This window comes from Streptomyces sp. NPDC016562 (assembly GCF_043076955.1).
GTDB lineage: Bacteria > Actinomycetota > Actinomycetes > Streptomycetales > Streptomycetaceae > Streptomyces.
Window position 1 is genome coordinate 480,394 of the sequence record NZ_JBIBRZ010000003.1, and the last position, 13,580, is coordinate 493,973.

A 13,580-nucleotide genomic window follows, 5' to 3' on the forward strand; every position below is an offset into this window, starting at 1 on the left:
GGATCCTTACGTTCTCGGGATCCGGATGTTGTCGCCGACCGCGTAGCCTGCGGGCGCCATGAACTACTGCCACGCCTGCCGGAGGCATCTCAACGGCGCACTGGCGTGCGCCGGGTGCGGGACCCCGGCCGAGTACCTGATGCCCGCCGCGCCCGGCTTCGTGCCGGCCCCGGCGGCGCCGGTCGTCGACGAGCCGCCGACCGCGCTGGCCGACGTGTTCGCGGACTCGCTCGTCGTGCTGTCCGCCCCCAACGAGCGCAGGGCCGGTGCCCGCCGCCGGGCCACGCAGCGCAAGCGCCGGCGGACCGTGCTCACCTTCGGCCTCGGCCTGCTGCTCGTGTGCGGGGGCGCGCTGGCCGCGGTCCACCTGGTCACCGAGGTACAGCGCACCGACCGGGCCGCCAAGGTGGTGCTGACCGACGAGGGTCCGCAGCAGCCCGCCCCGCTGCCCGATCTTCCGCATTCCGGCGCGCCCACGGGCGCGGGGTCGGGGAAGGCCACGGCGAAGGCCGCGGGGACGAAGAAGTCCGGAGCCGGGGCGCCCTCCGGGAGCGCCGCGCAGGCGGGACCGACGACCTCGCCCCCCGCCCCGTCGACCTCGGGGCCGGTGTCCGGCACTCCGACACCCGGGACGTCCGTACAGCCGAGCGGATCGGGCACGCCCTCGCCGGGGGCTTCCGGCAGTGCGCAGCCGCCGCCCCCGCCGTCGCCGTCGCCCACGCCCAAACCGACGAAGAGCTGCGTGCTGTGGATCTTCTGCTCGTGACCGCTTGGTCCAGCCGTGCCGGCGGGACCGGCAGGACCTGCGGGACCGCCCGGATCAGCCCAGCATCCGCCTGAGCAGGTCCCTCAGCAGCGCCCGCTCGGCCGGGGACAGTCCCGCCAGCGGTTCGCGCGCGAAGTCCAGCGACTCGCGCAGCCGCTCCGCGGTCTGCACGCCCTCCTCGGTGGGGGCCGCCAGCTTCACCCGGCGGTCGGCCGGGTCCGGGCGGCGCTCGACCAGCCCGCGGCTCTCCAGCCGGTCGACGATCCCGGTCACGTTGGACGGCTCGCACCGCAGTTTCTGCGCGATGCGGCGCATCGGCATCGGCTCCAGGGAGAGCAGGTTGAGCACCTTGGCCTGCGCGCCGGTCAGCTGGTGGCTGGCGGCCGCGTGCTCGTACTCCATGTGGTAGCGGGCCACGACGTCGCCGATGAGCTCGACGACCTCGACGGTCACTGGGTCTGTGCGACGACTGGGCATGGGACCAGCGTACCCATTTGCTTGACAACATGAAATATCTAGGCGCATGGTTGTTTCACCTAGTGAAGCAATTCCTTCCTTACCCAGGAGCACCGCATGTCTGAGATCCCCGCCGTCAGCCGCGAGTGGCACCTCGTCCGTCGCCCCCAGGGCTGGCCCGTCGCCGAGGACTTCGCCCTGCGCGAGGTGCCCGTCTCGGCCGAGCCCGCCCCCGGCCGGATCCTCGTACGCAACCTGCACATGTCCGTGGATCCGTACATGCGCGGCCGGATGAACGACGTGAAGTCGTACATCCCGCCCTTCCAGCTGGAGCGGCCCATGGACGGCGGCGCGGTCGGCGAGGTCGTCGCCTCCGCCGCCGAGGGCTTCGCGGTCGGTGACCACGTCCTGCACGGTCTGGGCTGGCGCGAGTACGCGGAGCTCGACGCGAAGCACGCCACCAAGGTGGACGCCTCGCTCGCCCCGCTCTCGGCCTACCTCGGCGTGCTCGGCATGCCGGGCCTGACGGCCTACGCCGGGCTCTTCGAGGTCGCCTCCTTCAAGGAGGGCGACGCCGTGTTCGTCTCGGGCGCGGCCGGAGCCGTCGGCGGCCTCGTGGGCCAGTTCGCCAAGATCAAGGGCGCGTCCCGCGTGATCGGCTCGGCCGGCTCGGACGAGAAGGTGACGCTCCTCACGGAGAAGTACGGCTTCGACGCCGCCTTCAACTACAAGAACGGCCCCGTCGGCCAGCAGCTGCGGGACGCCGCCCCCGAGGGCATCGACGTCTACTTCGACAATGTCGGCGGAGACCACCTGGAGGCCGCGATCTCCTCCCTGAACGTCAACGGCCGGGCCACCCTGTGCGGCGCGATAGCCCACTACAACGACACCGAGGCCGCCCCCGGTCCGCGCAACCTGATGCAGGTCATCGGCAAGCGGCTGCGCCTGCAGGGCATCCTCGTCAACGACCACGCGGCACTGCAGCCGCAGTTCGTCCAGGACGTGGCCGGATGGCTGCGTTCCGGTGAGCTGACGTACGACGAGACGGTCGTCGAGGGCGTGGAGAACGCGGCGTCGGCCTTCCTCGGCATGCTGCGCGGCGAGAACACCGGAAAGATGATCGTTTCTTTCACCGGTTAGGCTCACTGCACACCGTCGTGACCGTGGGCGCGAGTCGCGGCGATTACCAGGAGGATTTCCTTACATGTCCATCCAGCAGTCCGACGTCGCGTACACCGCCATCGCCACCGCCGAGAACGGCCGTGACGGCCGCGTCGCCACCCACGACGGCCAGCTCGACGTCGTCGTGAACCCGCCGAAGGAGCTCGGCGGCAGCGGCGCCGGCACCAACCCGGAGCAGCTGTTCGCCGCCGGCTACAGCGCCTGCTTCCAGGGCGCCCTCGGCGTCGTCGCCAAGAACGTGAACGCCGACATCTCCGGCTCCACGGTCACCGCCGAGGTCGGCATCGGCAAGAACGCCGACGGGTTCGGCCTGATCGTCAAGATCTCCGCCGTCATCCCGAACGTGGACGCCGCCACCGCCAAGGACCTCATCGAGAAGGCCCACGAGGTCTGCCCGTACTCGAAGGCCACCCGCGGCAACATCACCGTCGAGCTCGCCGTCTGATCCGGCCCGTCCGCACGCCGAAGGCCGCACCCCGACCGGGGTGCGGCCTTCGCCGTGAGCGGGCCGGGGAGCACCCAGAGGACACGCCCTAAACTGCCCTCATGCGTGATCTTGCGGGTGGCCTGCGGTACCTGTTGGCCGGACAGCGGTGGGTGATGGGCCACGGCCGGTGGCTGGGCTTCGGGCTGCTGCCCGGGCTCGTCTCCTTCGCCCTCTACGCCGGAGCGCTGATCGGCCTCGGCTACGGCGCCGACGACCTCGTCGCCTGGGCCACCCCCTTCGCCGACGGCTGGTCCTCGCCGTGGCTCGGCCTCGTGCGCGGCTTCCTGACCGCGCTGGTCTTCTGCCTCGGGCTCTTCCTCGCGGTGATCACCTTCACCGCCGTGACCCTGCTGATCGGCCAGCCCTTCTACGAGTCCCTCTCCGAGCAGGTCGACCGCAGCGAGGGCGGCGAGGTCCCCCGGTCCGGGCTGCCGCTCTGGCTGGAGCTGTGGGTCTCGGCCCGGGACAGCGTGAAGGTGCTCGGCCGGGTCCTGCTGTACGGGATCCTGCTCTTCGCCCTCGGCTTCATCCCGGTGATCGGGCAGACCGTGGTACCCGTGCTCGGCTTCTGCGTCTCCGGGTACTTCCTGACCCAGGAGCTGACGGCCGTCGCCCTCCAGCGGCGCAAGGTGGACCTGCACGCCCGGCTGGCGCTGCTGCGCTCGCGCCGGATGCTGGTGCTGGGCTTCGGGGTGCCGCTGGTGCTGGCCTTCCTGGTGCCGCTGGTCGCGGTCTTCCTGATGCCGGGCGCGGTGGCGGGGGCCACCCTGATGGCGCGGGACCTCATGCCCGGTCCGGCGCCGCAGGCCGGGTCGGAGCGCGAGGCCGGACCCGAGGCCGGACCCGAGGCGGAGCGCCGGGAGCCGGCCGCCCCGCCCGCCAACGGCTTCGGACCCCCGCCGGTCTACTGAGCCCCCTCCCGGCACCGGACCCTCCCGGCACCGCACCGCACCGTCCCGTCACCGCGCTCGCAGGAGGGTGATGGCCCCGGCCGTGTCCTCGCCGCCGTGAGCGGCGGGGTCCGCGGTCAGCCGGCGGCGCATCAGGTCCAGGTACGGCGAGATCAGCTCGGCGCTGACCCGCTGCTCCTCGGCGGTGCGCAGCAGGGTGCCGGAGGCCGCGACCTGCATGGCCAGGTTGGACACCACCCCGGTGGTGAAGTCCCGCGAGGTCAGCCGCTCGGCGGCGTTGCCGACGAAGAAGCCCATCGCGCCGAGCCACTCGGACAGCAGCGGAGCCAGGTCCTTCGGGGCGACGTCCTCGCCCTCGATGAGCGCGTAGGCGTGCGAGATGCCCGCGAACAGCCCGTACATCGCGCTGAGCAGCGCCACGTCGTGCAGCGCGGCGTGGCCGGGGTCCGCGCCGACGAAGCGGGCCCCGGCCGGGACCTCCAGCGCCGTGCGGTGGGCGTCGAACAGGGCGCGCGAGCCGCTGTAGAAGACGTACCCGCCCGCCTCGGGGACGCCGATCATCGTGGGCGTGGCCATGATCCCGCCGTCGACGAACCGGGCCCCGCGCGCCTCGGCCCAGGCGGCGCGGGCGCGTCCCTCGGCCGGGGTGCCGGTGGTGAGGTTGACCAGGTCCTTGCCGGTCAGGTCGACGCCGTCCAGGGCGGAGCCGACGGTGGGGTCGTCCAGCAGGCAGACCACCACCAGCGTGTTCGCGGCGACGGCCGCGGCGGGGCTCGGGGCGACGACGGCCCCTTCGGCGGCCAGCGCCTCGGCCTTGGCGGCGGTGCGGTTCCAGACGGTGAGGGGGTGCTCGGCGGCGAGCCAGGTGCGGGCGAGGGCCGTGCCCATGTCGCCCAGTCCGAGCAGGGTGAGAGGGTTTCGCGGTGTGTTGTCGGTCATGGCGTTTAGCCTGGTGGCAGGCCGTGAGGCACTCAAGTACGCACTTCGGAGTGGGTGGTTACCCCGAAGTGAGCGAGCAGGTGGGGAGGGGTGGGCCCGATGGCGCTGACACGCAGGCCCGGCGCGGATCACTGCGGGATCGCGGCGGCGATGTCCGTGATCGACGGCAAATGGAAGGTGTCGATCCTGTGGGAGCTGAACCAGCGCCCGCGGCGTTTCGGCGAGCTGCGCCGGCTGGTGCCGGGGGTGTCCGAGAAGGTGCTGGCCGCGCAGTTGCGCGAGCTGGAGGCCGACGGCACGGTCCACCGCAAGGTCCATGACGAGGTCCCGCCGCGCGTCGAGTACTCCCTGACCCCGCTCGGACAGGACCTGAACGCGGCCCTGGAACCCCTCGGCGCGTGGGGGGCCAAGCACCTCCTGGACGACACCGCCTGAGCGAGGGTCAGGCGGCGGCCACCTCCACCGTCACCACCCCGGGCGTACGGTCGTCCGCCGCGGCGAGCAGGGCGCCGCCGGGCGCCCACACGGCCGCGCCCCCGCAGCCCGTCCAGGGACCCGCCGGGCCGACGTGGTTGGCGAGGACCACGTACAGGCCGTGCTGTCGGGCGATCCCCGGGTGGACGGCGGCGCGCTCGCGGACCCCCTCGCCCGTCCCGTACAGGGAGCTCGCGAGGTGGACCCGGCAGCCGTCCGCCGCGCCCCGGCCGGGCAGCTCGGGGAAGTGGTTGTCATAGCAGATGCCCAGGGAGAAGCGGATCCCGCCGAGTTCGAAGCGCCCGTCGCGCTCCCCGGGCCGGAACACGTCCTGCTCGTGCCGGTAGAGGTGCTGCTTGAGGTACGTGGTCACGTGCGCCCCGTCCGCGTCGTGGACCAGCGTCGCGATGGCGGGCCGCCCGTCGTCGGTCGGCAGGGCGACGTTGACGGCGGTGGCGACGCCGGCGGAGCGCAGCGGATCCAGCCGGGGGTCGTCGGCGGGGGTCATGAGCCCCGGGTCGGCGGCCAGCGCGTCCAGCTCGTAGCCGGTGAGCGCGAGCTCGGGGAACACCACGAGCCCGGCGCCCCGTTCGCGGGCCCGCACGGCGAGGGCGGCGGCCTGCGCGGCGTTGGCTTCGACATCGGCGGGTATGCAGGTCAGCTGCGCTGCGGCGATCTTCATCCCCCTCACCCTAGGACATGCCGTCAGAGCTCCGCGGGCCCCCGCAGCAGGGTCAGGAAGGAGCGGAACGCGGCCGGCATGTCCACCGACTCGGGGGCCAGCAGCCACTGGTACTGGAGGCCGTCCATGACCGCGGTCAGGAGCGGGGCCGCCTGTTCCGGCGTGAGGCCCGAGGGCAGGCGCTCACCGAACTCGGCGCGCAGGACCGCCGCCATCTCGCCGCGCACCTGCGCGTAGCGCTCGGTGAAGAACTCCCGCGCGGGATGTCCCTCGGTGACGCTCTCGCCCAGCAGCGCCGAGAAGGTCTGCACGATGCCCGGGCGCATGGCGTTGTACTCCACCAGGGAGGCCAGCAGGTCCAGGCGCCAGGTGTCCGCCGAGGCGCGCGAGCCGCCGCCCGTGTCCCAGCGGTCGCGCTCCTCCAGCACCGCGACCAGCAGGGCCTCCTTGGTCGGGAAGTAGTGCAGCAGCCCCTGCTGGGTCAGGCCGACGCGCTCGGCGACCGCGCCCAGGGACGCGCCCCGGTAGCCGCGCTCCGCGATCACCTCCAGGGCCGCGCGGATGATCTCCGCGCGGCGTTCCTCACTCCTCGCCCTGACCATCGCCCCGGCGCCCCTTCCGTTCACAGCTGCCAGCAGGACCGTACGCCATCCATATATAACGAACAGATGACGAACCCTACCGCTCACCAGGGAACGGGTCCACGATGGGGGCGCCCCACCGCAACGCACCCTCACCGCCATCCCCACCGCACCCGCACCCGCACCCCCACGAGGAGGCACGGCCGTGACCGATGCCGATCAGGCCCGCGAGAACGCCGTCGAGACGGCGCTGGGCAAGCTGGATCTCGACACCAAGGCCCGGCTGCTGGCCGGGCAGGACATGTGGTCCCTGCCCGCCGTTCCCGGGATCGGGCTGGAGTCCCTGGTCATGTCCGACGGCCCCATCGGGGTCCGCGGCGTGCGCTGGACCGCCGACGACCCGTCCATCGCCCTGCCCTCCCCGACGGCGCTCGCCGCCGCCTGGGACCCCGCCCTCGCCCGCCGGGCCGGCCGGCTCCTGGCCCAGGAGGCCCGCCGCAAGGGCGTCCACGTCCTCCTCGCCCCCACCGTCAACCTGCACCGCTCCCCGCTGGGCGGCCGGCACTTCGAGTGCTACTCCGAGGACCCGTACCTGACCGGCGCCATCGGCAGCGGCTACGTCAACGGCGTCCAGGACGGCGGGGTCGGCACCACCGTCAAGCACTTCGTCGGCAACGACGCCGAGACGGAACGCTTCACCGCGGACAGCGTCATCGCCCCGCGCCCGCTGCGCGAGGTGTACCTGGCGCCGTTCGAGGCCATCGTCGCCAACGCCCACCCCTGGGGCATCATGACCGCCTACAACCAGGTCAACGGCACGACCATGACCGAGCACCAGTACCTGGTGAACGAGGTCCTGCGCGGCGAATGGGGCTTCGACGGCTTCAACGTCTCCGACTGGATGGCCGCCCGCTCCACCACCGGCGACATCCTGGGCGGCCTCGACGTGGCCATGCCCGGCCCGCAGACCGTCTACGGGCCCGCGCTCGCCGAGGCCGTCCGCGCCGGCGAGGTCCCGGAGTCCGCCGTCGACGCGGCCGTGCGCAACGTCCTGCGCCTCGCCGCCCGCGTCGGCGCCCTGGAGGGCGCCCCCGCCGTGGTCGACGCACCCCCGGCCCCGATCGACGGCCAGGCGCTGGCGCGCGAGCTCGCCGCCCGCGGCTTCGTCCTCATCCGCAACGAGGGCGGCGCCCTGCCGCTCGACGCCGGCGACGGCCGCACCGTCGCCCTCATCGGCGCCGCCGCCCGCGACGCCCGCGTCCTCGGCGGCGGCTCCGCCACCGTCTTCCCCGAACGGATCGTCTCCCCCCTCGACGGCCTCGCCGCGGCCCTCCCGGCCGGCGCGCTCACCTTCGCCGTCGGCGCCGACCCCTCCGACGAACTCGTCCCCGCAGGCCAGGGCTTCGAGCTGCGCGCCGTCTGCCGCGACGCCTCCGGCGCCGTCCTCGGCGAGGGCGGCCTGCCGACCGGCCAGGTCCAGTGGATCGGGGACGACCTGCCCGCGGGCGTCACGTACGGGGCCCTGGCGAGCATCGAGGTCCGCGGCACCTTCCTGCCGCGCGAGAGCGGCGAACACGCCTTCGGCACCCGCGGGCTCGGCGCCTTCACCCTCGCCGTCGGAGGCCGGACCCTCTGGGAGGGCGTCCAGGAGATGGGCGACGAGGCCGACCCCTTCGAGGCCTTCTTCGGCGCCCCCAGCGAGCGCGGCCGCATCACGCTCACCGCGGGCGAGCCCGTGGAGGTGTCGCTGACCTACCAGGTCCCTGACGTGTCCGCCCTGCCGCTCAAGGCCGTCATGTTCGCGCTGCTGCACCTCGGCCCGCGCCGCGACCCCGACGAGCTGATCGCCGAGGCCGTGGCGGCCGCCCGCGCCGCCGACACCGCCGTCGTGGTCGTCGCCACCACCGAGCGCGTGGAGTCCGAGGGCTTCGACCGCCGCGACCTCACCCTGCCCGGCCGCCAGGACGAGCTGGTGCGCGCCGTGGCCGCCGTCAACCCGAACACCGTGGTCGTCGTCAACGCCGGGTCCCCGGTGGAACTCCCCTGGCGCGAGGAGGTCGCCGCGGTGCTCCTGACCTGGTTCCCCGGGCAGGAGGGCGGGGCCGCGCTGGCCGACGTACTCCTCGGGGACGCCGAGCCGGGCGGGCGGCTGCCCACGACCTGGCCCGCGCGGTTCGCCGACGCGCCGGTCACCGACGTCGTGCCGGCCGAGGGGCGGCTGGAGTACCGCGAGGGCCTCTTCATCGGCTACCGGGCGTACGAGAGGCACGCCGTCGTCCCCGCCTTCCCCTTCGGGCACGGTCTCGGCTACACCGACTGGACGTACGAGGCCCTGGAGGCCACCCCCGACGGGGTGCGGGTCCGCGTGACCAACACCGGCTCCCGCCCCGGCCGCGAGGTCGTCCAGGTCTACCTGGCGCCCGTGGCCGACAGCGTGGAGCGCCCGGCGAGCTGGCTGGCCGGCTTCGCGGGCGTCGAGGCGGGCCCCGGCGAGAGCGTCGAGGCCGAGATCCCCCTGCCGGCGCGGGCCTTCGAGATCTGGGACGAGGAGGCCCGCGGCTGGCGGCGGATCGCCGGCTCCTACGAGGTCCGCGCGAGCCGTTCACACGGTGACACGCGCCTCACGGCCGCGCTGGAGATCGCGTAACACACCGTAATCACCGCAATGGCCGGAAATCACCCCTGAAAGCCGGTCCGGGGGCGAGCCCTGACACTCGCCCCCGGACCTCGCGGACGCGCCGGCGTCAACGCGGCGGTTCGGCGGACGTCACCTGGCGGTGGGCGAGTTCCGCCAGCCGCGCCTGTCCGTCCTTGCCTGGATGGAACCAGTCCCAGCGGCTCAACTGCTCCGCTGCGAAGGGGTACTGGAACACCGCGCCGCCGTCGTAGCGGCACAGCGGGTCCTTCGCACAGACCTCGCGCAGCACCTCGTTGTACTCGACCACCCGCGCCCGCACCTGCTCGCGGCGGGCCGTGGCCCCCGTGGCCGCCGACAGCGGGTCGGCGAGCATCGACTGACAGATGCCCAGCTTCCAGACCTGCCGGACCATCGGGAGGTCCTTGCCCTGCTCCCACAGCCGCTGGAGGTCCGGGACGCTGGAGACGTACACCTGGGAGGAGGGGGAGGCGGCCCGCAGGTCCGCCAGCGCCTTCTCGAATCCGGCCCGGAACTCCGCGACCGGGGTCATCGACGAAGCCGTGGGCCGGCAGGCGTCGTTGGAGCCCACCATGACCGTGACCAGGTCGGGCTTGTGCACGGCGGCCGCCGCCAGCTGCCCCGGCAGGTCCGCCATCCGCGAGCCGGTCACCGCGTAGTTCCAGCTGCGGGCGGGCGCCTCGGAGTCCCCCAGCAGCCGCGCGGCGAGGGAGCGGACCGCGGGGTCGTTCCCGGTGGCCCAGGAGGCCTCCGGGCAGTCGGCCAGCACCGAACAGGCGTCGAAACCGCGGGTGATGGAGTCACCCACGGCCGCGATCGAGGCGGGCGCGGTGTTCCAGCGCGGCGCTCCCCGGGCCCCGCGTTCGTCCGGCGTCCCCGACCCGCCCGGGCCGCACCCGGTGACCGCCGCGGCCAGCAGTGCGACCGCCGTGCCCGCGCCCGCGAGGGTCCGGCGCACGCGGGGGCGCGGAGCGGTGGTGCGCATCGGAAGGACGCCTCCTTGTCGCCCCCCTTCCTTCGGGGGGTCCTGGTGAGTGAAAGCTCTGTGATGACGGGCTTCTGAGCGACCGTACGTCACACCAGGACCCCTGGCGCACGGTAGCTTTTTCCCGTGGCGTTTCGGCCGCAGGTCCCGTAGCGCAATGTCAAATAATTTCCGTTACATTACATCACGTCACATACTGTCCGTTTTCTGGAGTTTATTCCCGACCTCGTCCCACACTGGAGGTCCCGGTGACGACACGTGGAGTTCTGTACGTGCATTCCGCACCGCGCGCGCTCTGCCCGCACGTGGAATGGGCTGTTGCGGGCGTGCTCGGGGTGCGGGTGAACCTCGACTGGATCAGACAACCCGCCTCCCCGGGCACCTGGAGAGCCGAGTTCTCCTGGCAGGCCGAAGCGGGCACCGCCTCGAAGCTCGCCTCCGCCCTGCGCGGCTGGCACCTGCTGCGCTTCGAGGTGACCGCGGAGCCCTGTCCGACCGCCGAGGGCGAGCGCTACAGCTCCACCCCGGAGCTCGGCATCTTCCACGCCGTCACCGGCATGCACGGCGACATCCTGATCCCCGAGGACCGGCTGCGCGCCGCCCTCGCCCGGTCGGCGGGCGGCGAGACCGACCTGGAGGCGGAGATCGCCAAACTGCTCGGCAAGCCCTGGGACGACGAACTGGAGCCCTTCCGCTACGCGGGCGAGGGCGCCCCGGTCCGCTGGCTGCACCAGGTGGTCTAGCCGCCGGCCACGCAGAAGGCCCACCCGAGTCATCGGGTGGGCCTTCTGCGTGAGCCGGGCTCAGATCGTACGGAACGCCAGCGTTACGTTGTGACCGCCGAAACCGAAGGAGTTGTTGATCGCGGAGATCGGGCCGTCGGCCGGCAGCTTGCGCGGCTCGTCGCGCACGATGTCCGCGTCGATGTCCTCGTCCAGCTCGTCGCAGTTGATCGTCGGCGGGGCCAGCCGGTGGTAGAGCGCCAGCACGGTCGCGACGGTCTCGATACCGCCCGCGCCGCCCAGCAGGTGACCGGTCATCGACTTCGTCGCGGAGATCGCGATGTGGTCGAGGTCGTCGCCCAGCACCTTGCGCAGGGCCTTCAGCTCGGCCGTGTCACCCTGCGGGGTGGAGGTGGCGTGCGCGTTCACGTGGACCAGCTCGGCCGGGTCCAGACCCGTGTTGTCGAGCAGGTTCTGCACCGCGGCCGCGACACCGCGGCCGGTCGGCTCCGGCTGCGCGATGTGGTGGCTGTCCGCGGACAGACCCTGGCCCAGCACCTCGCAGTAGATCCGGGCGCCGCGCGCGGCGGCGTGCTCGGCGGACTCCAGGACGACGACGCCCGCGCCCTCGCCCAGGACGAAGCCGTCACGGGCCTTGTCGTAGGGGCGCGAGGCTTGCTCGGGGTTCTCGTTGTTCTTCGACATCGCCATCATGTTGGCGAACGCGGCGATCGGCAGCGGGTGGATCGCCGCCTCGGTGCCGCCCGCGATGACCACGTCGGCGCGGCCGGTACGGATCATCTCGACGGCGTAGCCGATCGCCTCGGCACCGGAGGCGCAGGCGCTGACCGGAGTGTGCACGCCCGCGCGGGCGTTGACCTCCAGGCTGACGTTGGCCGCCGGACCGTTGGGCATGAGCATGGGGACGGTGTGCGGGGAGACCCGGCGCACACCCTTGTCCTTCAGTACGTCGTACTGGTCGAGCAGGGTGGTGACGCCGCCGATACCGGAGGCGATCACGGTGCCCAGGCGCTCGGGGACGACGGCCCCGTCCTCGTCGGCCGGGCCGGTGTAGCCGGCGTCGGCCCAGGCCTCACGGGCCGCGACGACGGCGAACTGCGCCGAGCGGTCGAGCTTGCGGGTCAGCGGGCGGGGCAGGACCTCGCTCGGTTCCACGGCGACCTGGGCGGCGATACGGACCGGGAGTTCGGCGAAGCGCTCGCCCTCCAGGGGCTTAACGCCGGAACGTCCGGCCAGCAGACCTTCCCAGGTCGAAGCGCTGTCGCCACCCAGCGGAGTGGTTGCGCCGATACCGGTGACGACCACGGTGCGATTGGTCGGGCTCACAGGAATTCTTTCTCCACGTCTCAAGGGTGCTGAATTGTCACGGCGCCACCGCCAGGTGGCGACAAACGCTCGTCAGGCTCAGGCCTGGTGCTTCAGGATGTAGCTCGCGGCGTCGCCGACCGTCTTGAGGTTCTTGACGTCCTCGTCCGGGATCTTGACGTCGAAGCGCTCTTCGGCGGCGACGACGACCTCGACCATGGACAGCGAGTCGACGTCCAGGTCGTCCGTGAAGGACTTGTCGATCTCGACGTCCTCGACGGGGATGCCGGCGATCTCGTTGACGATCTCGGCGAGACCGGCGACGATCTCTTCCTGCGTGGCGGCCATGTGGCGCTCCTTCTGTGGATAACTGGGTACATCAGACCGGGATGTGGATCCCGGCCCTAGGGGAGGGTAACGACCGTCGCGGCGTAGACGAGTCCCGCCCCGAAGCCGATGACGAGCGCGGTGTCGCCGCTCTTCGCTGCTCCGGTCGCCAGGAGCCGCTCCATAGCGAGCGGGATCGAGGCGGCCGAGGTGTTGCCGGTGGTCTCCACGTCACGGGCGACCGTCACGTGCTCCGGCAGCTTGAGAGTCTTCACCATCGAGTCGATGATCCGCATGTTGGCCTGGTGCGGGATGAAGACGTCCAGGTCGTCCGCGGTGATCCCGGCGGCGTCGAGCGCCTGCTGGGCCACCTTGGCCATCTCGAAGACGGCCCAGCGGAAGACCGCCTGACCCTCCTGCGTGATGGCCGGGAACTTCTCGCCACCATCCCGGCCGAGGTACTCGTCCCACGGCACGGTCTGCTTGATGGTGTCCGACTTGTCGCCCTCCGAACCCCACACCGTGGGGCCGATGGCCGGCTCGTCCGAGGGACCGACGACCACGGCGCCGGCGCCGTCACCGAACAGGAAGGCCGTCGCGCGGTCCTCCAGGTCGGTCAGGTCCGAGAGCCGCTCCACGCCGATGACGAGCACGTACTGCGCCGAGCCCTCGACGACCATGCCCTTGGCCAGGGTCAGACCGTAGCCGAAACCGGCACAGCCCGCGGAGATGTCGAAGGCGGCGGGCTTGGCCGCGCCGATCCGGTGCGCGATCTCGGTCGCGACGGCGGGGGTCTGCTTGAAGTGCGAGACCGTCGAGACGATCACGGCGCCGATCTGCTCCGGGGAGACACCGGCGTCGGCCAGCGCCTTGCCCGAGGCCTCCACCGACATCGCGGCGACGGTCTCCTCGGGCGAGGCCCAGTGCCGGGTCGCGATGCCGGAGCGGGAGCGGATCCACTCGTCGGACGAGTCGATGGTCTCGAGGATGACCTCGTTGGGCACCACGCGGACCGGGCGGTAGCCGCCGACCCCGAGGATGCGGGCGTACGGGGAGCCCTTGGCAGGCTTGATCTTCGACATGCTG

General features: G+C 72.5%; 15 protein-coding genes. 7 read left to right on the forward strand and 8 right to left on the reverse strand.

Annotation, left to right across the window (positions count from 1 at the left end; genetic code table 11):
* The first annotated feature begins 58 nt into the window (after positions 1 to 58).
* On the forward strand, positions 59 to 766 hold the full coding sequence (locus ACF059_RS17275) for a hypothetical protein (protein ID WP_392057598.1): 708 nt from the start codon (positions 59 to 61) through the stop codon (positions 764 to 766).
* A 54-nt stretch (positions 767 to 820) separates the two neighbouring features.
* Here the strand turns inward: ACF059_RS17275 and ACF059_RS17280 are convergent, their stop codons facing one another.
* On the reverse strand, positions 821 to 1,243 hold the full coding sequence (locus ACF059_RS17280; RefSeq protein WP_360899192.1) for a MarR family transcriptional regulator: 423 nt from the start codon (positions 1,241 to 1,243) through the stop codon (positions 821 to 823).
* A gap of 96 nt (positions 1,244 to 1,339) precedes the next feature.
* Between ACF059_RS17280 and ACF059_RS17285 the strand changes: the two genes are divergently transcribed.
* The 3 genes from ACF059_RS17285 (at position 1,340) to ACF059_RS17295 (ending at position 3,802) form a co-directional block, all read left to right on the forward strand.
* Entirely contained in the window at positions 1,340 to 2,362 is a 1,023-nt protein-coding gene (locus ACF059_RS17285) for an NADP-dependent oxidoreductase (RefSeq protein WP_360899189.1), read from the forward strand.
* 64 nt (positions 2,363 to 2,426) lie between these two features.
* Positions 2,427 to 2,849, forward strand: a complete 423-nt coding sequence (locus ACF059_RS17290) for an organic hydroperoxide resistance protein (protein WP_360899186.1) — start codon at positions 2,427 to 2,429, stop codon at positions 2,847 to 2,849.
* A 101-nt stretch (positions 2,850 to 2,950) separates the two neighbouring features.
* A complete protein-coding gene (locus ACF059_RS17295; protein WP_392057601.1) occupies positions 2,951 to 3,802 on the forward strand; it encodes an EI24 domain-containing protein in 852 nt (283 codons plus the stop codon).
* 48 nt (positions 3,803 to 3,850) lie between these two features.
* Here the strand turns inward: ACF059_RS17295 and ACF059_RS17300 are convergent, their stop codons facing one another.
* A complete protein-coding gene (locus ACF059_RS17300) occupies positions 3,851 to 4,741 on the reverse strand; it encodes an NAD(P)-binding domain-containing protein (RefSeq protein WP_392057604.1) in 891 nt (296 codons plus the stop codon).
* A 99-nt stretch (positions 4,742 to 4,840) separates the two neighbouring features.
* On the opposite strand from ACF059_RS17300, the gene ACF059_RS17305 reads away from it, so the two are divergent.
* Positions 4,841 to 5,176 (forward strand): winged helix-turn-helix transcriptional regulator, encoded by a 336-nt coding sequence (locus tag ACF059_RS17305; RefSeq protein WP_392057607.1) that lies wholly within the window; start codon positions 4,841 to 4,843, stop codon positions 5,174 to 5,176.
* Between the two features lie 7 nt (positions 5,177 to 5,183).
* Here the strand turns inward: ACF059_RS17305 and ACF059_RS17310 are convergent, their stop codons facing one another.
* On the reverse strand, positions 5,184 to 5,897 hold the full coding sequence (locus tag ACF059_RS17310; protein ID WP_392057609.1) for a carbon-nitrogen hydrolase family protein: 714 nt from the start codon (positions 5,895 to 5,897) through the stop codon (positions 5,184 to 5,186).
* Positions 5,898 to 5,920: 23 nt separating this feature from the next.
* On the reverse strand, positions 5,921 to 6,499 hold the full coding sequence (locus ACF059_RS17315) for a TetR/AcrR family transcriptional regulator (protein ID WP_392057612.1): 579 nt from the start codon (positions 6,497 to 6,499) through the stop codon (positions 5,921 to 5,923).
* A 184-nt stretch (positions 6,500 to 6,683) separates the two neighbouring features.
* Between ACF059_RS17315 and ACF059_RS17320 the strand changes: the two genes are divergently transcribed.
* The gene (locus ACF059_RS17320) at positions 6,684 to 9,125 is read left to right on the forward strand and encodes a glycoside hydrolase family 3 protein (RefSeq protein ID WP_392057615.1); all 2,442 of its coding nucleotides are present in this window, start codon (positions 6,684 to 6,686) and stop codon (positions 9,123 to 9,125) included.
* A gap of 97 nt (positions 9,126 to 9,222) precedes the next feature.
* Here ACF059_RS17320 and ACF059_RS17325 read toward each other — a convergent pair whose 3' ends face one another.
* Positions 9,223 to 10,119, reverse strand: a complete 897-nt coding sequence (locus ACF059_RS17325) for an SGNH/GDSL hydrolase family protein (RefSeq protein ID WP_392057618.1) — start codon at positions 10,117 to 10,119, stop codon at positions 9,223 to 9,225.
* Positions 10,120 to 10,367: 248 nt separating this feature from the next.
* Here ACF059_RS17325 and ACF059_RS17330 point away from each other — a divergent pair, with 248 nt between their 5' ends.
* On the forward strand, positions 10,368 to 10,862 hold the full coding sequence (locus ACF059_RS17330; RefSeq protein WP_134075368.1) for a DUF3145 domain-containing protein: 495 nt from the start codon (positions 10,368 to 10,370) through the stop codon (positions 10,860 to 10,862).
* Positions 10,863 to 10,922: 60 nt separating this feature from the next.
* Here ACF059_RS17330 and fabF read toward each other — a convergent pair whose 3' ends face one another.
* From fabF to ACF059_RS17345, 3 genes are all read right to left on the reverse strand, one after another.
* Entirely contained in the window at positions 10,923 to 12,188 is a 1,266-nt protein-coding gene (fabF, locus tag ACF059_RS17335; protein WP_392057621.1) for a beta-ketoacyl-ACP synthase II, read from the reverse strand.
* Positions 12,189 to 12,266: 78 nt separating this feature from the next.
* Positions 12,267 to 12,515 (reverse strand): acyl carrier protein, encoded by a 249-nt coding sequence (locus ACF059_RS17340; protein ID WP_360899160.1) that lies wholly within the window; start codon positions 12,513 to 12,515, stop codon positions 12,267 to 12,269.
* A gap of 56 nt (positions 12,516 to 12,571) precedes the next feature.
* Complete coding sequence (locus tag ACF059_RS17345) at positions 12,572 to 13,576, reverse strand: ketoacyl-ACP synthase III (protein WP_360899157.1); 1,005 nt, start codon at positions 13,574 to 13,576, stop codon at positions 12,572 to 12,574.
* Positions 13,577 to 13,580 lie beyond the last annotated feature (4 nt).